This window comes from Prochlorococcus sp. MIT 0701 (assembly GCF_000760295.1).
Taxonomy (GTDB): Bacteria; Cyanobacteriota; Cyanobacteriia; order PCC-6307; family Cyanobiaceae; genus Prochlorococcus.
Genome location: NZ_JNBA01000024.1, coordinates 96,537 through 116,715, shown reverse-complemented (window position 1 = coordinate 116,715; position 20,179 = coordinate 96,537). Strand labels below are relative to the sequence as shown.

Here is a 20,179-nt window from a genome sequence, read left to right as displayed (position 1 = left end):
CACCACTAAGCGCAAGTTCGCCGACACCATCCGCTCCTTCGCACGTCGTCCGCTCTGCAACTTCTTCTTGAGCTGCAACGCACTCAATCCAGCTGCCTTCGCTAGCTCTTGACGACTCGCTGGCTCACCTGTCTTAGCTTCCAATTCAGACTCAAGCTGCTCTAAAGACATCAACTCCTGCACCTGACGACCCAGCGTGATCTCCTGCTCATGGCTCAGCAGCGGCACTCGACCGATATCGCGCAGGTATGAACGCACCAGGTCGACATCTGCGGGCAACTTGCGAGCAGGCACAACCGCAGATTTAACAAGGGCTTTGGAGACTGCGGAGTCGGCCACGACAACTCTATTGCGTTTTGTAAAGCCTACCCCCGAGCAATCCAAAAGGCCCTGCGGAAAACCCCCTCGCCAAGGGATTTAGGTAAATATACCTAGAAAGCTATTCCATTTGAACGCTGAAGCAGCCAGGCCGCTGTCCGTAAATAGATGAAGACCCCCGCCACATCAGTTGCTGTCGTAATAAAGGGAGCCGACATCAGGGCTGGATCCAGACCCATTCGATCGAACAACAAAGGCAAAGCCGCCCCAGCCGTAGCCGCCAGGGTCGTGATAGCCATCAGGCTGATCCCTACTGCTGCTCCCACAAGAAGACTTTCGCCCCGCCACCAAGCAAAGGGAACAACCACAAGCAACATCAACAAACCCAAAAGCCCGCCCGCCATGGCCTCACGCAACACCGCCTTCATGCGACCAAGAGCCTGGATGCGCTGAGTACTAAGACCTCGAATCACCACAGTGGAACTCTGAGCGCCAACGTTGCCGCCCGTACCGATCAACAACGGGATGAACGCCGCCAACAGCACAACATGCTTCAGCACATCGTCGTTCATAGCAATCACTTGACTAGTAAAGCCATTCGCTACCACCAACACAGCCAGCCACACCACTCGACGGCGAGCAACAACCAACAAATTGCTCTGGAAATAGTCATCTTCATCCCCCGCCTGCACAGCTCCAGCTGCATAAAGATCGCGGGTGGCCTCCTGTTCAATCACGTCAATCACATCATCGACGGTGACGATCCCTACCAATCGCTGTTCTCGATCCACAACTGGGACAGCCAAAAAGTCGTATCTCTGAATCGCTCGGGCCACCTCCTCTTGATCTGTGTCGGTGCGCACGTTCACCACATCGCGGGTCATCACATCCCCGATGCGTGCCTCCGGCTCAGCAGTCACGAGATCTCGCAATGAAAGGATCCCGGTAAGGTGTCGCTCGCCATCAGTCACATAGAGGCTATAAATCGTCTCCGTGTCAGGAGCTCGACGCCTCACGATCGTGAGAGCCTGAGCTGCACTATGGAATTCCTTGAGATCAATAAACTCGGTGGTCATCAAGCGACCAGCGGTTTCAGTCTCGTAACCAAGCAACTGAGCAGTGACCCGTCGCTCTGCTGGGCTCAGTTCTGCCAGCATTCGTCGCACCACCTTGGCAGGCAGCTCATCAAACAATCGCACCCGGTCATCGGGAGACATCTCCTCCACCAACTCGAGCACCTCACCAGAGCGAAGGCGTTCCAGCAAACTCTGCTGAACAGCAGGGTCTAGATATTCGTAAACCTCAATGGCCTCGTCCTTGCTGAGCAAGCGGAAGGCAAGAGCCTGCAGGGTACGAGGCAAAATGCCAATGGCTTCAGCGATGTCAACCGGTTGCACCGGTTGAAGCAACATCTTCACAGCGTCATAGTTTCCTGCTGACAACAGCGCTTGCAGCTGCTGGGCCACCAAGTCCACCAGGTCAGAGCCGCTGACGACGGCCGCCTCCGGACTGGTTGCCCCCGTTGCCTCGTTCATCGGCCCACCGTCAAGGCGAGCACACTTTATGGCGAATGGTCCTCGCTAGGGTCTTGAAGACAAAACCGAATATCCATGGCCATCAATATCAGCCAGATTGTGGTTCGCACTCCAGAGGGTGCTGAGAAACCCCTCAGCGAATACAACGGCACGGTGCTGTTAATCGTGAATGTGGCCAGCCGATGTGGCTTTACCAAGCAATACAAAGGTCTGCAGGCACTGCAAGACACATACGGCCCGAAGGGACTAAAAGTGCTGGGCTTTCCTTGCAACGATTTCGGAGCCCAAGAGCCAGGCACCCTCGAGGAGATCAAAAGCTTCTGTTCCACGACCTACGGCGCCAGCTTCGAATTGTTTGACAAGGTGCACGCCATGGGCAAAACCACCGAGCCCTACACCACCCTCAATCAAACTGAACCAGCAGGAGATGTGGCCTGGAACTTCGAGAAATTCCTTGTTGGCAAAAACGGCAATGTCCTGAACCGCTTCAAAAGTGGCGTCGAGCCAGAGAGCACTGAGCTCAAGACAGCTATCGACCAAGCCCTGGTGGCCTGAACTGCCGACCCATCAAAAAACCAAGGGCTGCAACACCAAGACCTAAGCCCATGGTTAAACCAATCAATCCCAGCGCTGACCACCAAGCTCCCTGGGAGATCAGGGTGCTGCATTCCACCATCCAGCTGCTGAAAGTGGTGAGAGAGCCACAGAAACCCACCCCCAGCAACAACTGACGGCTTGGACGGAACGGCAAACCAACCACAAAACCCAAAATGGCAGCTCCAATCACATTCACCAGCAAGTCGTTCTGAACCTGCCAGCGAACCAAGGCCCCAGGCACAGCCCCAAGAGCCACCAGCCACAGCTCATTCAATTGATTGTGCAAGGGTTGCGTCGTTTTAGCCATCAGCCAAGCCAACACCTGCAGCTGCAGCCAAGAGACCTGCCAAGATCGAGCCCACAGCAAGTACTAGAGCCTCACTCCAGCGGTGCTCCCGCAAAGTATTGAGTAGCTCTACCGCAAAAGTCGAAAAGGTACTGAGAGAGCCGAAGAAGCCCACACCAATCAGCAAAATGAACGGCGACGTACCAATTGCAACGCCGCTTTTCTGGTGCATCGCCAAGACAAAACCCAAGGCAAAGGCCGCCACAATGTTCACTGAAAATGTGGCCCAGTGCTTCCTCGGCACCATCGGCGCGAGATGGTTCACCACTCTGAGGCGCAACCAAGCTCCTGGCACAGCGCCTATGGCTACCAGTGAAGCCTGCCATCCGGGCAACGCCAGATCAGACATTGAGCCAGCCACGTCTAACAACCCCGGCCAAGCACTCACCGCTACCCGAGGCGATCTGTACTTGCAGCCAGTCCTTACCATCTTCGCCATGCCAGCGACGGAGCACATTCAAGGGGGTGCCAACGGCCAGTCTTCGCAAGCTGGGAGCCACAGCCAGAGGGCTAACTCGCAATTCACAGCTTGTACCAGCAAACAAAGGTCCTGAGCTATCAGAACGACGAATTTCTGGCTGACGACGCTCGCCCCCACCAGCCGGCAAGGCTGCAGGAGCTAGCAAAGCCACCCCTAGGACCCACCCCCAACGGAGCACAACACCCATCAGATATCTAACGCTGCCATATCGAGCTCAGCGCTGTGGGTTTCAATGAACTCCCGGCGAGGAGCAACCTTGTCACCCATCAAAATTGTGAAGATACGATCAGCCTCTAATGCATCCTGAACCTCCACCCGCTTCATCATCCGAGTAGAAGGGTCCATGGTGGTCTCCCACAACTGCTTTGGCATCATTTCACCGAGACCCTTAAAGCGCTGAATGGTGTAGTTGGCCTTCTCAGGGAACCCTGCGAGTGTCGTCTGTAAATCAGCCTCGTTGTAGCAATAGGTATGGTTCTTACCTCGCTCAACCTTATAAAGAGGAGGGCAAGCAATATAGATATAACCACCTTCCACTAATTCTTTCTGGTAGCGGTAGAAAAATGTAAGTATCAGCGTACGAATATGAGCACCGTCAACATCAGCATCAGTCATGATCACCACACGGTGATATCTGAGATTTTTTGCATCAAATTCTTCTCCTTTGATACCCAGTCCAAGCGCAGTAATCAGCGCCTGAATCTCCGTATTTTTATATATTTTAGCATCATCTGTTTTCTCAATATTTAGAATCTTACCGCGCAAGGGCAGAATTGCTTGGAAACGACGATCTCGACCCTGCTTTGCAGATCCACCAGCAGAGTCGCCCTCCACGATGTAAATCTCTGATTCGGAGGGGTCCCTTGTACTGCAATCAGCCAGTTTACCTGGCAAGGTAGAACTCTCAAGTACGCTTTTGCGGCGCACTAACTCTCGAGCACGACGTGCAGCTTCAGCTGCATTAAATGCCTGGATGGCCTTCTCAAGAATGAGATCAATCACCGCAGGATTAAATTCCAAATACTGACTCAATGCTTCACCAACCAAGCTGTCGACAATGCCGCGGACTTCGGTATTGCCCAACTTGGTTTTTGTCTGTCCTTCGAATTCCGGATCAGGCACCTTCACGGAAAGAACAGCCGTAAGTCCTTCACGAATATTTTCTCCGGCCAGATTGGAATCGGCCTCCTTGCGTTTGCCACGCTTACGGGCAAATGTATTGAGAGTGCGCGTAAGGACTGTCTTCAGCCCTTCAATATGAGTACCCCCATCTACAGTGCGAATATTATTAGCAAATCCGAGAATACTATCTGAATAAGCATCAACACACCATTGCAGTGCTGCTTCAACCTGCACATTATCCTTTTCAGAATTCACATAAATAATTTCGGGATGAAGAGCATCCTTTTCTGCATTCATATAGGTGACATATTCCTTGATACCTCCCTCATAAAAATAGACCTCCTCATGAGGAGCCCCTTCAGCATCTAAAACAGCCTGACGCTCATCGCGGAAAACAATCCGCACACCACCATTTAGATAAGCCAGTTCACGCAAACGTGCAGACAGGGTGGCGTAATCGAAAACAATGCCAACAGTAAATATCTCTTCGTCCGGCTTAAAACAAACGCTCGTGCCAGTGCGCCCCTTCTCTGAAGCAGGCTGGGCTTCGGAGCGAAGACTACCTATCGCGGCCCCACGTTCAAACCGCTGACGGTGCACCTGTCCTTGACGGCGAACCGTCACTTCCACCCATTCACTCAGGGCATTGACGACAGATACACCGACTCCGTGCAAGCCGCCAGAGACCTTGTAACCGCCACTGCCGAACTTACCGCCAGCATGAAGCACGGTGAGAACCGTTTCCAAGGCACTCTTGCCTGTCCGGGAATGAACGTCGGTGGGAATGCCACGGCCGTTGTCAGCTATTGATGCGGAACCATCTGGCCCAAGCACCACGAGAATCTCATCACAGTGCCCGGCCAACGCCTCATCAACAGAGTTGTCGACAACCTCAAAGACAAGGTGATGCAATCCCCTTGGCCCAGTGGAGCCGATGTACATCCCCGGACGCTTCCTGACGGGCTCCAGCCCTTCCAGCACCTGAATTTGTTCGGCGCCATAGGCAGCCTGGACCTTGGAGTCTTCGCTCATTCAATAAATCCGCAGCCAGGAAGGGTTGTTCTAGGAGGCCTCATCGGCGAGAAACCTCGACCTGGCAAGCTCATTTTACCACTGGCGCTTGCAAAAGTCGCTAAAGCGTCATTGCTCAAAAGGGACGACCTAAACGTTGCTGACATGACACTCATCACAGCTGCTCATGCCGGCCTCTAAGCCGCTTCTGATTGCCCTGCTAGGGCCCACAGCAAGCGGTAAAACATGCCTGGCCTTACAGCTTGCAGAACAGCTGAAGCTGAGCGTGCTCAATGTGGATTCGCGCCAGCTCTACATCGGCATGGACATTGGCACCGCCAAGCCAACCAAAGAACAGCAGCGCCGCGTGCAACATCACCTGATTGATCTTCGTCACCCAGATCAACCGATCACCCTGCAGGAATTCCAGGCAGCCGCGCAACTGATCCTTGAGCAAAACCTAAGGGACCAAAACATGCCATTTCTGGTTGGCGGCAGTGGTCTTTATCTCAAAGCTCTCACTTGTGGGCTGCGCCCACCGGCAGTGCCACCACAACCAGAGCTCCGCAAGCAGTTAGGCGAGCTAGGACAAAGCACCTGCCACCACCTACTCCAAGCCGCCGATCCCACCGCTGCCAGCCGAATTGCCCCTGCTGATGCCATGCGCACCCAACGGGCTCTGGAAGTGGTTTATGCCACTGGCAAACCGATCACCTCTCAACAAGGCTCCAGCCCACCCCCTTGGCGCGTGCTGGAACTAGGCCTCGACCCACACAACCTGCGCGAACGCATCGGCCAACGCACAACACAGCTCTATGCCAATGGTCTCATCGAAGAAACCGAACACTTGATTCATTGCTACGACAGCGATCTGCCCTTGCTGCAAACAATCGGCTATGGGGAAGCACTAAAGGTGATTCAAGGCCTACTCAACCGTGACCAGGCCATCGCCCTGACCACACGTCGTACCCAGCAGTTCGCCAAGCGTCAGCGCACATGGTTCCGCAGACAGCATCACGCCCATTGGCTCAAAGGTGAGGAACCGCTGAGCGAAGCACTATCACTGATTCAAGCCGGTCTAAGGTGAATGGTGCAGACATAAAACCTTCTGGTCTCCTTGTCGTCTGCTCTATTCCCTTATCTCACTGAATGCCACCACGTCCTCGTTTTGACCGTCGCGCACCCGTCAGGGAGCTCCCCAACATTAATGACCGCATCAATTATCCCAAGTTGCGGGTCGTTGACGCCGACGGAACTCAGCTCGGGGTGATCAACAGGGAAGAAGCCCTTGATGTAGCAAAAGATAGGGAACTTGATCTGGTCCTTGTCAGCGAGAAAGCGGATCCACCCGTTTGCCGAATCATGGATTACGGCAAATTCAAGTTTGAGCAGGAAAAGAAAGCCAAAGAAGCCAAGAAGAAATCGCATCAGACCGAAGTCAAAGAAGTCAAAATGCGCTACAAAATTGATCAGCACGACTACAACGTGCGCATCGGCCAAGCCGTGCGATTTCTGAAGTCTGGTGACAAAGTCAAGTGCACCGTTATCTTCCGCGGTCGAGAAATTCAGCACACTGCCCTTGCTGAAACGCTGCTACGACGCATGGCAAAAGACCTGGAAGAACAGGCCGAAATTCAGCAAGCTCCTAAGCGAGAAGGTCGGAACATGATCATGTTCCTTACACCGCGCAAAACACCGCTAATAAAAGCAGATAAAGAAAACCAAATCCCTACGCGTGCGGTTCGCACCATCACAGCCCCACCTCGAGCAACTGCTGCTGCCAAAACACAGCTCAACAAAGATCAATAAATCCCTTACTTCAGTGGCATCAACCACCTGCTATCCCTTAACAGCATCCTGAGCAATTAACTGTGTTCGGGTCGATCAATTCAGAGGGGTCGACCCCTCTGAATTCTCTTTGGCAACACCGCTTGTTCAAAAACCCGCGTTTTCCAGCAGAAACCTGGATAGTCCGCCTACACATCTCGCTAGGTAGAGAGTCGTCCGGACCAGAGAGATCTTGCGACTCAGCATGCAGTTAGGCAAAACCTTCGAACTGGGAGCACCAACAAGGCGTGCCCTTTTTGCGAATTCTCAAGGAGCTCAATAAAAACCACTATCAAGCTCAGCCATGCCAAGGCCAAAGTGAACTGTCACAGCATCAGAGGACACACGCGCGATTGTCATGAGGGCCTCCTGCTCTTTAAGGTGGCCGCATTGCAACCTGGCCTACCGGCGTGCGATTCCATATTCAGCAGGAAAGCGACATTCCGGCTTCGACCCAGCTTTACAACCAGATTTGTTTCGCAATCGCCGCACGTCATTACCCACCTGGCCACAGACTGCCCAGCACTCGCCAGTTAGCCATGCAAACTGGCCTTCATCGCAACACGATCAGCAAGGTCTATCGGCAGCTTGAAACAGATGGGGTCGTCGAAGCCATGGCTGGTTCAGGTATCTACGTGCGCGACCAGCAAAAGCCGCGCGAAATCAAAACCCCTCCCCATATTCGCAATCGAGGCACCCCTGACCTTGACCAGGAAGTGCGCAAGTGCGTCGATGGTCTGCTCAATGCTGGTTGTACTCTGCAGCAGACGAGAGAGCTGCTAACCCGCGAAATTGACTGGCGACTTCGCTGCGGGGCGAGAGTGTTGGTAAGCACTCCGAGGGAGGATATTGGCGCCTCCATGCTGATTGCAGAAGAGCTGGAACCCCACCTTGATGTTCCAGTTGAGGTGGTACCGATGGAAGAGCTGGAAAACATTCTTGAAAGCTCAAGCAACGGCACCGTGGTGACCAGTCGCTATTTCCTGCAACCGCTGGAAGAGCTAGCTAAACGCCACGGAGTTCGGGCAGTCGCAGTAGATCTCAATGACTTCCGCCAAGAGCTCGCCATGCTTAAGGAGTTGCGACCCGGCAGCTGCGTGGGACTGGTAAGCATCAGCCCAGGGATCCTACGAGCTGCCGAAGTGATCCTGCACAGCATGCGCGGCAATGAACTCCTGCTCATGACAGCAACACCGGATGTAGGCAGCCGCCTACTAGCCCTGCTACGAGCAGCCAGCCACGTGCTCTGCGATCGCCCCAGCCTGCCCCTCGTCGAGCAAAGCCTGCGCCAAAACCGTTCCCAATTGATACGCATGCCCCAACTTCACTGCGCCGACAGCTATCTCAGCACCAACACGATCGAACAACTGCGCAAGGAAATCGGCCTGCTCACCGCCTAATTAAGCTCACTAATCTGGGCAAATGCTCACAGCCATAAAGACCGACCTAGCAATCATCAAAGAGCGAGATCCAGCAGCCCGGGACCTGCTTGAGATCCTGCTTTGCTATCCGGGCTTTCAGGCCTTGACACTGCATCGAATCAGTCACCGACTTTGGCGCTCCGGATTACCTTTGCTGCCACGACTACTCAGCCAGATCACACGTGCCCTGACCGGCATAGAGATCCACCCAGGCGCCCAGATCGGTCACGGAGTATTCATCGATCACGGCATGGGTGTTGTGATCGGCGAAACAACGGAAATCGGCAACCGCTGCCTGCTCTATCAAGGCGTAACGCTCGGAGGTACAGGAAAAGAGCATGGCAAACGCCATCCAACCCTGGCAGAAAACGTTGTCGTTGGAGCGGGCGCCAAAGTTCTTGGTGCAATTCACGTGGGGGCCAATACGAGAATCGGTGCCGGATCAGTCGTTGTGCGGGACGTTGAAGCCGACAGCACGGTTGTGGGCATCCCAGGGCGAGTGGTGCATCAAAGCGGAGTCCGCATCAATCCATTAGCCCACTCAGCACTACCAGATGCAGAGGCCGATGTCATACGCAATCTGATGGAGCGTATCGACCAACTAGAGAATCAGGTCACAGCTTTGCATTCTTTCCTACAAGAACTAAGTACTGATCGTGTTCCTCAAAATCTTCAAACCGGACAAGCTCAAAACCTCAAAGACAGAGAAATCCTTGAGTTCCTAGGAGACAATCCCAGAAGCTGATAGTTAGACAAGCTATTCAATAAAATCAAACAGTCGAAGCCTCTTGCGCAGGAGCAGGAGCAGGTTGGAACATGAACATCGAATAAATCACATTACGCCGCATATTTGCCATCATCTCGAGAAACATATCGTAGCCCTCATTCTTATATTCAATGAGCGGATCTTTTTGCCCATATCCTCGCAAACCTACAGATTCACGCAGAGCATCCATCGCCTGCAGATGTTCCCGCCAAAGTGTATCGATCTGCTGAAGGATGAAGAAGCGCTCTGCCTCACGCATCAGCCCTGGACGCTGCTGCTCAATCTGACCTTCTTTAATATCATAAGCATTGCGCAGTTGCTCCTGAAGAAAAGACTTAAGTTCCTCCATACTTAGCCCCTGTAACTGCTCAGGCTTTAGATCCTCAAGCAGATAGACAAATTCCTGGACCTTGCCAACCAATTGCCCTAAATCCCATTCTTCAGGGGGCAAGTCAGGGTTCACATAAGCCTCAACAATGTCGTCCATTGTTCGCTCTCCATAACCAATCACCTGCTTCTTGAGTCCGCGACCCTCAAGTACCCGGCGACGTTCGGCATAAACGGCACGGCGTTGATTATTCATCACCTCGTCGTACTCAAAAACCTGCTTACGAATGTCGTAGTAATAGGTTTCTACCTTTTTCTGAGCCCCCTCTAAAGAACGGGTCAGCATGCCCGACTCAATGGGCATGTCCTCCTCCACTCGGAAAGCATTCATCAGCGCAGCCACCCGTTCGCCTCCGAAGATGCGCAAAAGATTGTCTTCCAAAGAAAGGAAAAAACGGGTACTACCTAAATCACCCTGGCGGCCAGCCCGACCACGCAGCTGATTATCAACCCTGCGAGATTCATGACGTTCTGTACCAATCACATGAAGACCACCTGCTTCCCTCACTCGAACCTCCTCCTGGGTCACTACCACGTCGTATTCAGTCTTTACTCTTGCGATCGACTCTCTTAAGGCAGCAATCTGCGCATCATCGGTAGGTGCTTTTTCAGCAGCAGTGGAGATGCGATCCTCCAATTCGATCACACTCTGTGCCCTATCTCCCCAAACCTTCACAAGCTCCCGAGCTAACTCCGCCAGGAACTGATCAGTGTCATCAGTAAGCGCGCAAGGATAGAGACTCCCGATTGCACGGGCCTCGCTTAAGACATGGCCGTGAGATCCATTCGAAGCAACGGCCTTGGCAGCGAAACCACCACCTGTCTCGGTAGCCCTCTGCAATGGCACTGGTGGACGATGACCCTCCTCAGGCCTCACCAGCCTTGGCAGCAAAACCTCACGCAACTTGAGGCGTGCCATGTAATCGCTATTTCCGCCAAGTATGATGTCTGTCCCACGGCCAGCCATGTTTGTGGCAATCGTCACAGCCCCTGCACGGCCAGCCTGAGCCACGATCTCCGCCTCACGTTCCACATTCTCCGGCTTGGCATTCAAAAGATTGTGGGGAATCTCTTGTTCTGAAAGCAGGGAGCTCAACAGTTCGCTTTTCTCAACACTGGTTGTGCCAACCAGAACAGGCCTTCCCTGCTTATGAATTTCGGCCGTTTCGTTGGCCACGGCCCGCCACTTGGCTGATTCAGTCTTATAAACCTGATCGACCCAATCCGCACGAGCCCGAGGCTGGTTGGTAGGGATCACTGCAGTCTCAAGCTTGTAGGTCTTCTCAAATTCCACCTCTTCAGTCTTAGCGGTGCCGGTCATGCCAGCCAAGCGGGGATAGAGCAGAAAGAAATTTTGATAAGTAATCGAAGCCAGAGTCTGAGTTTCAGGCTGAATCGCTAGCTGTTCCTTGGCTTCAATCGCCTGATGCTGTCCGTCGCTCCAGCGCCGGCCTGGCATCACACGACCTGTGAACTCATCGACAATCACAGCTTCACCATCGCGAACGATGTAATTCACATCACGAACAAACAACTCCTTGGCCTTCAATGCATTGGTGATGTAATGGGCCCAGGGATCAGCGGGGTCAAACAGATCCTTCACTTGGAGGTTTTGCTCAGCTTTGGCAAAGCCTTCATCCGTGAGAGTGCAACTGCGTTGCTTCTCATCAACCTCGTAGTCACCCTCTGGATCAATGCCATCCTTCCCCTGTTCGGCAGCCCGCTCGAGAGCAGCGGCCACATCTGCAGCCTGCTGATACTTCTCCTGGGGACGCTCCACCTGTCCGGAAATGATCAAGGGAGTACGCGCCTCATCGATCAGGATCGAATCCACCTCATCGATAACGCAGTACTGAAACTCCCGCTGAACCACCTCACTCAGATCGGTGGCCATGTTGTCACGCAGGTAGTCAAAACCCAACTCTGAATTGGTGGCATAGGTGATATCGCAGGCGTAATTACGCCGCCGCTCAGAAGGGCTCATGTCTTGCTGAATCAAACCAACACTGAGACCGAGAAAACGATGCACCTGGCCCATCCATTCCGCGTCACGCCGTGCCAGGTAATCATTCACAGTCACGACATGCACCCCACGGCCGGTAAGGGCATTGAGGTAGCTAGGCAGGGTGGCAACAAGAGTCTTACCTTCACCGGTCTTCATCTCACCGATCTGACCCTCATGCAGCACCATGCCACCGATCAGCTGCACATCGAAATGACGCATGCCGAGCACCCGTTTAGCAGCCTCACGCACAACAGCAAAGGCTTCTGGGAGCAGCTCATCAAGTAAAACTCGCTGCTTAGGAAAACTGGCGACATTGCCAAACTGCTGGCGAAAATCGGCCGTTTTAGAGCGAAGCTGGTCATCGCTGAGCAAGGCGATGTCCTCTTCGAGGATATTGATGTCAGTGACGATCGGCTGGTAACGCTTCAGCTTGCGGGCATTGGGGTCACCCAGCAGTAGCTTGAGCATGAGAACGGCCGAAAAGAATTCTGGGCAGCCTACTAATCCTGGACCATTGCCATAGACCTAAGGTCAAAGCTCTCTAGGACCAAGTGCTTTAGCCGGGCGATTGCAAACAAATGCCGACCTCACCATTGATTAGTGAACTTCCAGCCAAGGTGCTGCAACTTCTCGCTCGACACCAACTTCTGAAACTGCTGCTGAGCAAACAAATCCTTGTTGACACTCTTTCCGATCTTTCGGTGGCTCAAGAGCAAGAGCAACGAGCGATCGAGGGATACTGCAAGCAGCATCAACTGAGCAACGAGCAGGCTCTTAAGGATCACCTCGCTCAAGAGGTGCTGAACATGGCCGATCTTCGTTGGCAGGTCAATCTCCCGATCCGCATCGCCAGCTACAGCGCAACGCACTTCGCCCACAAGGCCGAACAACGCTTTCTGGAGCGCAAGGAACAACTCGATCAGGTGATGTACAGCCTGTTGCGGCTGAAGAATGGACATCTGGCCCGAGAGCTCTATTTGCGCATCGCCGAGGGCGAAGCAACGTTTGCTGAGCTCGCTAGCGATTACAGCGAGGGATCAGAGAACACAAAAGGTGGTTCGGTCGGGCCGGTGCCGCTGCGCCAAGCCCATCCGCTCCTGTCTGAGGCCCTACGCACCAATGCTCCAGGCACGTTGCTAGAACCCTTCAAAATCGAAGACTGGTGGGTGGTGGTTCGAGTGGATCGCTACACACCGGTGAGCTTCGATGAAGCAACATGCCAACAGATGTGCACCGAGCTGTTCCAACAGTGGTTTCAAGAGGAAGTCAATCAGCAATTTCAGGCTCTCTCAATTAATTTGCCGTCATGAACGCCTCATCTGCCAGTGCTGCATTGCCGAATGCATTGCAATCTCTGCTGAACCAGCCGAGTGCACGCCTGCAGTTCGAGCCAGGGCAACCGATGTGCAGCGATACGCAACTGCCCAGCCAGGTGTTTCTGATCGTGAGCGGCGAAGCCCGCGTGCTGGCGAACAAACATGCACGTTTGCAAACGCTGTTCAAGCTCAAAGCTGGCGATGTCGCTGGAATTGCGTCGTTGATGTCGGTAGATCCCTGCGAATCGATCATTGCCAGCACCCAGGTGGAGGCGGCAGCGCTAAGCGACAAGCAGGTGTTGGCCCTCTACCGAGAAGACGACAACTTCAGAACCTGGTGCAACACCCAGTTTTGGGACGCGGAACTGCACCGGCTGCTGCACTTGCTTCGCGAAGGAAGCCAGAGTGCCCTTCCGCCTTTACAGGGCCAGCTGAACGACTTGCTCGATCAGGCCACACTTTTAGATGATTCTCAGGAAGCTCTAGGGCAGGCCTTGCGAGAGGGCCGCCGCGTTTTTCTGGGCAGCGCCAACTGCTCTGAGCCGCTCGGCAGCGAACTCACGACAGCAGACGATGCATTGCCAGAGCTGAGGCCACCCCTGGCCAGGCGCCTGATCAGCCTCCCGGCTGAACCACTCAACCTTCTGCTGGAAGGCGAACAACCTGCACTGAGCAAGGCCGAGGTGGTCGATGAAGCCAACGCCTTGGCTACGGCACCACCAAGCCCCTTGGCCAGTGCAGAAGCCTTCGGTCAGCAGGATCCACTCCGCGATTTAGAAGTGATCCGAGCGGACGGGTTGCTTGAGGAGACGTTGGCTTGCTTCCAGATGTTGAGCCGCTTGCTCAAGCTGCCTTTTCGCAGGGATGCTGTGGAACGGGTAGTGCGCGATGCCTTGCGCCGAGGCCAAACGCCGAATCTGCAATTGCTCGGTCAGGTGGCGGCCATGCTCGGCTTGCATGCCGTTGGCGCCAAGATCAGTCCCTCGGTAGGCAATCGCCTGAAAACACCAATGTTGCTCCAGTGGGGCAATGGCTTTGCTCTGGCGGTTGTCAGCAATGAACAAGGACTCACGCTGGCATCTCCAGCCGAAGGTTGGCTTCAGGTGAGCACGGCCGAGCTCGAGGAGCTTTATCCAGATGGCCTGGGTGTGGTCATGGTGGAGCGCACCAGCACCACACCCGATCAACGCTTTGGGCCGAGTTGGTTTTTTCCCGCGTTACGCCGCTACCGCGCAGTACTGCTTCAAGTGCTTCTGGCCTCGTTTGTGGTGCAGCTATTCACTTTGGCCAATCCGCTGTTGATTCAGGTGATTATCGATAAGGTGATCAACCAGCGCAGCCTCGACACCTTGCAGGTGCTTGGAATCGCGCTTGTGGGAGTCACCATTTTTGAGGGCGTGCTTGGAGCACTGCGCACCTTCTTGTTCACGCAAACCACCAATCGCATCGACATGCGTTTGGGCGCTGAGGTGATTGATCATCTGCTGCGCCTGCCGCTGAATTACTTCGACAAGAGGCCGGTGGGTGAGCTTGGCACCAGGGTGGCTGAGTTGGAAAAAATACGTCAATTTCTCACTGGCCAAGCACTCACAACCGTGATTGACGCGGCCTTCTCCGTGATTTACATCCTGGTGATGGCCCTTTACAGCTGGGTTCTCACGATCGTGGCGCTGATCGTTGTGCCGATTCAGGTGCTTCTCACGGTGATTGGAGCACCCTTGTTTCGCCAACAATTCCGCCAAGCTGCAAATGAAAACGCCAAAACACAAAGCCACCTTGTGGAAGTGCTCACTGGCATCCAAACGGTGAAAGCACAAAACGTGGAGATGGTAAGCCGCTGGAAATGGCAAGACTTATATAACGGCTACATCAACCGCACCTTTGAGAAAACCGTAACGGGCACGGCCTTGACCCAAATGGGGCAAATGCTACAAAAAATTTCACAACTGGCCGTTCTCTGGGTGGGAGCATCGATGGTGCTGAGTGGTGACCTCACACTGGGCCAGCTGATTGCCTTCCGGATTATTAGCGGCTATGTGACTCAGCCTCTGCTTCGACTTTCCAGCATCTGGCAAAACATTCAGGAGTTGCGCGTAAGCTTTGAGCGGCTCGCCGATGTGGTAGACACTCCCCAAGAAAGCAACACCAGCGATCAAGGAAAGATCCCGTTGCCACCGGTGAAGGGTGATGTCACCTTCGACAATCTCAGCTACAGATTCGGAGGATCTGGACAGCCAGATGTGCTCCAACACATTGATGTGCACATCCCTTCAGGCACCTTTGTGGGAATCGTGGGTCAGAGTGGCAGCGGTAAGAGCACCTTGATGAAGTTGCTGCCAAGACTCTATCAACCACGAGAGGGTCGAATCTTGATCGATGGCTATGACATCGACAAAGTGGAGCTCTATTCCCTTCGTCGCCAAATTGGAATCGTGCCTCAAGAACCGCTGTTGTTTGCTGGAACTGTGACTGAAAACATTGCCCTCACCGACCCAGATGCCAGCAGCGAAATGGTGGTAAACGCAGCGAGATTAGCTTGTGCCCATGATTTTGTGATGGAACTTCCCGCTGGCTACAGCAGCAATGTGGGCGAACGGGGTGCCTCCTTAAGTGGCGGCCAGCGCCAAAGGATTGCCCTCGCCCGAACCCTCTTAAGCAATCCAAAATTACTGGTTCTTGATGAAGCAACGAGCTCGCTCGATTATGAAACAGAGCGGAAAGTCTGCGATAACCTTCGCAATCTATTGTATGGATCCACAACCTTCTTTATCACCCATCGCTTAAGCACGATTCGCCGTGCCGATCGAATTTTAATGTTGCATCAAGGCGCGATTGTGGAATCAGGAAGCCACGAGGAACTGATGGCTATTCGTGGTCGTTATTACGCCCTATATCAACAACAAGAGGGAGGCTAACATGAACAAAATTGTAAAAACTGGTCCCAGCAATCTAATTCGGCAAGCGCAAGATCGATTGACAAATATTGATAGCAAAACTCATCAACTTGAGGTGATTGAACAATCACCAATTTGGTTGCGTGCATCGATCAACACGATGCTGGCAACAGCAGCTTTTGGCATCTGCTGGTTAGCGCTCGCCAAAACAGAAGAAATTGTGGTAGCCCCTGGAAAACTTGAGCCGATCGGGGCTGTGAAAAAGGTGAAGGTCCCAATCGGTGGCGTGGTGGATCAAATTTTGGTGAAAGAAGGCGAGCGGGTTAAGAAAGGCCAAATTTTGCTTCGTCTCGACACCGAAGCCAGCTCGGATAGGCAAGAAAGCATCACCGGCAACATCGGCTTCAAACGTCAACAACTCTCGCTAAAGCAAGAGGAGCTGCGTCGTTATTTAGACCTCAACAGCACGGAGCAAAAAGTCTTAAGAGAGAATCTCAAACTACAAAAAGATATTCTCAATCGCTATCAAGCATTAGCGCAAGAAGGAGCAGGATCTGAATTGCAAGTTCTTCAGCAACGCGATAAGTTCCAACAACAACAAGGGGAACTTGCTAAAAGGGTTGATGACCGCGAACGCCAACGTGCACAGTTAAGTCAACAGATAGTGCAATTGAAAACGGAATTAGGAGATTTAGGCAGTTCACTGACAGAACAAAATGTGAGATTGCGCTATCAGGAAATTCGCTCCCCCGTGGATGGAATGGTGTTTGATCTCAAACCAAGTGCACCTGGATTCGTGGCCAATGACAACGAACCAGTATTGCAATTAGTTCCTTTTGATGCACTGCACGCCAAGGTTGACATCCCCAGTAGCGACATTGGCTTTGTGAGCATTGGTCAAAACGTGGATTTGAGTATCGATTCCTTTCCAGCCACAGATTTTGGAGTACTGGAAGGCCGGGTGAAGCACATTGGCTCTGATGCCATCCCACCCGATCAGAGCAAAGGCCAAGCTGACTACAGATTCCCTGCGGACATAAAGCTGAATAGCCAGCAGCTTGATCTAAAAAACGGCAAAAGCTTGAGACTTCAGGCTGGAATGAGTCTAACTGCTAACATCAAGCTAAGAAGTGTCACTTACCTTCAACTTTTACTAGGAAGCTTCAAGAACAAGACAGATTCACTGAAGCAGCTCTAGAAAATTCAGCCATGGTTTATACAAAAATCCGCAACCAGCCGTTAGAATGTAAATCAGGCCAATTGAGGCCAAAATAGGAAGACGGCTAGGAAAGCGACACAGAAGTTTGACTAAATTGTATGTCCTAGGTAGACTTATATATGAAAGCTCTCGCATTACCCTGAGTTCCTTGGCATTCACAACACAAACCGGTACCGAATCCACAGACGCCATCACGCTTCTGGGAACCTCAGCAGTTGACACCATCAATGTTACTGCTGCTTTTGAAGGCAATTACTCGTCCAACGTCTTAATCACAGGCTTAGGCGCTGCTGACAACATCACTGTTTCTCGTGACGTTGACGCCTACACCACAAAAGGCGGTGATGGCGCTGATGCAATTTCCTTCTCAGGCAGCATTGGCGGAAGTTTTGTTAACGGCAACTCAGGTGACGACGTCCTTGCTTTCACCACCGCTGAAGAAACCTCCACTATCTACGGCGGTACTGGAGACGATTCCATTTCACTTAGCGCTGACCTAAATTCCTCTTCCATTAGAGGCAATCAAGGCAACGACACAATAACCATCGCTGAAACAGTTGATTCTGGTTTCATCAACGGCAATCAAAACAATGATGTCGTAACAATCACCGGTGCTATCGCTGGTTCTACAATTTATGGCGGTGCAGGTTTCGATTCCTTAACTGTTGGAACCATTGGCACCTCAACAATAAAAGGCAATGATGGTAATGACACCATCGCAGCAGCAGTTTTAGCGCAAGGTGCTTTTATAAATGGCAATGCAGAGAACGATGCCATTACCGTTACTGGTGCTTCTACTCAATCTACGGTCTACGGAGGCAACGGTGCAGACACGATCACTGTTGCAGCAATAAATAATTCGAGAGTAAGAGGTGACGAAGGTAATGACTCCATTACCACAGCAGCCGTTACCGATTCTTTCGTGAACGGTAATCAGGGTAATGATGTTGTTACAACCGCCGCAGTTACTCGTAGTTCTGTTCTCTCCGGAGAGGGCAATGACAGCATCACATTTGCAGGAGGTACTACTGCCTTTATTAATGCCAATAGTGGAAATGACGTAGTTACTACTACAGCAAACGTAGCTGCCTCTTCTGTCTACGGCGGTAATGGTGCAGACACATTAACTGTTGTTGGTCTTACACAGGCCTCAATCGTTAACGCTGATCAAGGTAATGATTCAATTGCCTATTCAGCCGCAATGAATGCCTCATCAATGCTTGGTGGAGTTGGTGCAGACACGATCACAATCACAGGTGCTGCTGCTGGTTTGGCAATTGCAAGTTCAACCGTTTACGGTGGAAATGGCAATGATTCAATCACCAACAACGCTACACTTGCACCAACATCTTCAACCATACGAGGTGATGCTGGCAACGACACCATGACCATTGCGCTTAACGGCGCTGGTGGAACTGTTCTTGTTAGTTCTGCCATTAATGGCAACACTGGTAATGATCAAATCACTATCACTGGTGATTGCTCAGCAGCGTCTGCCACTACTGGTGTCTCAATTAACGGTGGAACTGGTGCCGACACCATCACCATCACTAACGTTGTCAACGCAGCTGGCGACGCAGCAACTGCACTCGCTATCAATGGTGATGACGGTGATGACACAATTGCCATCACCGGTGCTGAAGAACACACGATTTACGGAAGTGCGGGCACGGATAGTGTGACCTTCGCCACTGCTGCTTCCACTGCAACATTTGTTCTTTCAACATCTGGAAACGCGATTCTTGCAACTGGCACAGCTAACGTCGACGCAACTCTTCGCATCGTTGATGACTCAGTCAGAAACGGTGACACGATCAGCTTGGGCACTACAGCTGCTCAAACGATTGATGGCACTAGCACCCTTACGTTGGGCCTGGCGCAGGTGGTTGATTTCTTAGATGCTTCGCGCATTTCATCAGCAGCCGTCGGTCTTAACTTGGTGGGTGGAGCCGGAGTTGAATCACTTTCCGGTGGTGCAGGAAATGACACCATCACAGCTGGTACAGGTGATTCCGCAATTAATGCTGGCGCAGGAACTAACACCATCAACAACATTGGTGTGGATAGCGATGCCGTGACAGTCGATGAGACAAGTGTCAACACCATCAATGTTGTTGGTGTACAAGCTTCCACTGTTCTCGCAACTGCTGGAACCAACACAATCATTACGAATGGCGGTCTACTCAGCATTGTGAGTGCTGACAATTCAACTGTCGGCGTCACAATGACTGGAAACGGTCTCGTCAACACCTATACAGGTGGTGACGTAAATGACACCATCCAGGGTGCAGCCGGTAATGACGTCCTTAATGGAGGTACCGGTGCTGACCGCTTCATAAACCAAACGACTCTCGCACTTAACGGCGCAGACGGCATTGCCGACTTCAACATCACTCAAGGCGACAACTTCACTTTTGACTTCGGTGAAGCAGGGGGACTTGCTAATCAAGCCGCCCTGAGAGGTACTGGAGTGAACTTCGAGAGACTTGCAGCCACTGCCAATCTTGGCGCTAATACAGGTCTCGTAATTTGCGGGATTAATATCGCGGATGAAGCTGCGCTTGAAACCTATGCTGAGGGCCTTATTGGGGAAATTGCAGGCGATATTGTTTACTTCGTTACATCTACTGATGTTGATGCAAACGCAGCATGCAGTCTTTACTCTGTCACTTACATCAACGCAGGTAATACGGCAGAGAGTTTGATGGTAACAATGGCCTCCAATGAACTCGATAACTTTGCTGCCGCTCAGTTCACTCAATTCACAGCTGCTTAATTTTTACTCCCACTAGATCGAGTTCTTCAAGTCTCGATTGGCCCCCGCTAAGCGGGGGCTTTTTTATTTGGAATCACATTTACACAGCCCCATCAATGACGGAAAGGAAAGCATTGAGACTCTGAGGATTCATCACCAAGCAATAAGAAAATCACTAC

The 20,179-nt window shown here is 52.4% G+C and carries 16 protein-coding genes; 9 read left to right on the top strand and 7 right to left on the bottom strand.

What is annotated here, in order from left to right; genetic code table 11:
* Together EV12_RS06065 and mgtE are read right to left on the bottom strand one after the other, a co-directional pair.
* A partial coding sequence (locus tag EV12_RS06065; RefSeq protein WP_275040948.1) for a sigma-70 factor domain-containing protein occupies positions 1–294 on the bottom strand: 294 nt, incomplete at its 3' end.
* Between the two features lie 137 nt (positions 295–431).
* A complete protein-coding gene (gene mgtE / locus EV12_RS06060) occupies positions 432–1,853 on the bottom strand; it encodes a magnesium transporter (RefSeq protein ID WP_036913303.1) in 1,422 nt (473 codons plus the stop codon).
* 75 nt (positions 1,854–1,928) lie between these two features.
* Between mgtE and EV12_RS06055 the strand changes: the two genes are divergently transcribed.
* Positions 1,929–2,408, top strand: coding sequence for a glutathione peroxidase (locus EV12_RS06055; protein ID WP_036913301.1), 480 nt, complete (start codon positions 1,929–1,931; stop codon positions 2,406–2,408).
* On the opposite strand, the gene EV12_RS06050 is transcribed toward EV12_RS06055, so the two are convergent.
* Genes EV12_RS06050 through gyrB form a run of 4 tightly spaced genes read right to left on the bottom strand, consistent with a single transcriptional unit; the run spans position 2,383 to position 5,431 of the window.
* On the bottom strand, positions 2,383–2,757 hold the full coding sequence (locus tag EV12_RS06050) for a fluoride efflux transporter FluC (protein ID WP_036913298.1): 375 nt from the start codon (positions 2,755–2,757) through the stop codon (positions 2,383–2,385). The genes EV12_RS06055 and EV12_RS06050 overlap by 26 nt on opposite strands.
* On the bottom strand, positions 2,750–3,145 hold the full coding sequence (locus tag EV12_RS06045) for a FluC/FEX family fluoride channel (RefSeq protein WP_036913295.1): 396 nt from the start codon (positions 3,143–3,145) through the stop codon (positions 2,750–2,752). Before EV12_RS06045 ends, EV12_RS06050 begins: the two co-directional genes overlap by 8 nt.
* Positions 3,138–3,464, bottom strand: coding sequence for a hypothetical protein (locus tag EV12_RS06040; protein WP_011129501.1), 327 nt, complete (start codon positions 3,462–3,464; stop codon positions 3,138–3,140). The genes EV12_RS06045 and EV12_RS06040 overlap by 8 nt, the downstream gene beginning before the upstream one ends.
* Positions 3,464–5,431: a DNA topoisomerase (ATP-hydrolyzing) subunit B gene (gene gyrB / locus EV12_RS06035; RefSeq protein WP_036913291.1), complete on the bottom strand. Its 1,968-nt coding sequence runs from the start codon at positions 5,429–5,431 to the stop codon at positions 3,464–3,466. Before gyrB ends, EV12_RS06040 begins: the two co-directional genes overlap by 1 nt.
* A gap of 166 nt (positions 5,432–5,597) precedes the next feature.
* Here gyrB and miaA point away from each other — a divergent pair, with 166 nt between their 5' ends.
* The 4 genes from miaA to cysE all read left to right on the top strand — a co-directional run bounded on the left by miaA (position 5,598) and on the right by cysE (position 9,403).
* A complete protein-coding gene (gene miaA, locus EV12_RS06030) occupies positions 5,598–6,497 on the top strand; it encodes a tRNA (adenosine(37)-N6)-dimethylallyltransferase MiaA (RefSeq protein ID WP_036913288.1) in 900 nt (299 codons plus the stop codon).
* Between the two features lie 62 nt (positions 6,498–6,559).
* The gene (infC, locus tag EV12_RS06025) at positions 6,560–7,219 is read left to right on the top strand and encodes a translation initiation factor IF-3 (protein ID WP_036913285.1); all 660 of its coding nucleotides are present in this window, start codon (positions 6,560–6,562) and stop codon (positions 7,217–7,219) included.
* A 428-nt stretch (positions 7,220–7,647) separates the two neighbouring features.
* Positions 7,648–8,637 (top strand): GntR family transcriptional regulator, encoded by a 990-nt coding sequence (locus tag EV12_RS06020; RefSeq protein ID WP_036913283.1) that lies wholly within the window; start codon positions 7,648–7,650, stop codon positions 8,635–8,637.
* A 22-nt stretch (positions 8,638–8,659) separates the two neighbouring features.
* Complete coding sequence (cysE, locus tag EV12_RS06015; protein ID WP_036913280.1) at positions 8,660–9,403, top strand: serine O-acetyltransferase; 744 nt, start codon at positions 8,660–8,662, stop codon at positions 9,401–9,403.
* 25 nt (positions 9,404–9,428) lie between these two features.
* On the opposite strand, the gene secA is transcribed toward cysE, so the two are convergent.
* The gene (secA, locus tag EV12_RS06010) at positions 9,429–12,284 is read right to left on the bottom strand and encodes a preprotein translocase subunit SecA (protein ID WP_036913278.1); all 2,856 of its coding nucleotides are present in this window, start codon (positions 12,282–12,284) and stop codon (positions 9,429–9,431) included.
* A gap of 110 nt (positions 12,285–12,394) precedes the next feature.
* On the opposite strand from secA, the gene EV12_RS06005 reads away from it, so the two are divergent.
* The 4 genes from EV12_RS06005 (at position 12,395) to EV12_RS05990 (ending at position 20,021) form a co-directional block, all read left to right on the top strand.
* Positions 12,395–13,126 (top strand): peptidylprolyl isomerase, encoded by a 732-nt coding sequence (locus EV12_RS06005; RefSeq protein WP_036913275.1) that lies wholly within the window; start codon positions 12,395–12,397, stop codon positions 13,124–13,126.
* Entirely contained in the window at positions 13,123–16,047 is a 2,925-nt protein-coding gene (locus tag EV12_RS06000) for a peptidase domain-containing ABC transporter (protein ID WP_036913272.1), read from the top strand. The genes EV12_RS06005 and EV12_RS06000 overlap by 4 nt, the downstream gene beginning before the upstream one ends.
* A 58-nt stretch (positions 16,048–16,105) precedes the next feature.
* Positions 16,106–17,224, top strand: a complete 1,119-nt coding sequence (locus EV12_RS05995; protein ID WP_241466584.1) for an HlyD family secretion protein — start codon at positions 16,106–16,108, stop codon at positions 17,222–17,224.
* Positions 17,225–17,393: 169 nt separating this feature from the next.
* The gene (locus tag EV12_RS05990) at positions 17,394–20,021 is read left to right on the top strand and encodes a beta strand repeat-containing protein (protein WP_036913268.1); all 2,628 of its coding nucleotides are present in this window, start codon (positions 17,394–17,396) and stop codon (positions 20,019–20,021) included.
* The last annotated feature ends 158 nt before the right edge of the window (positions 20,022–20,179 follow it).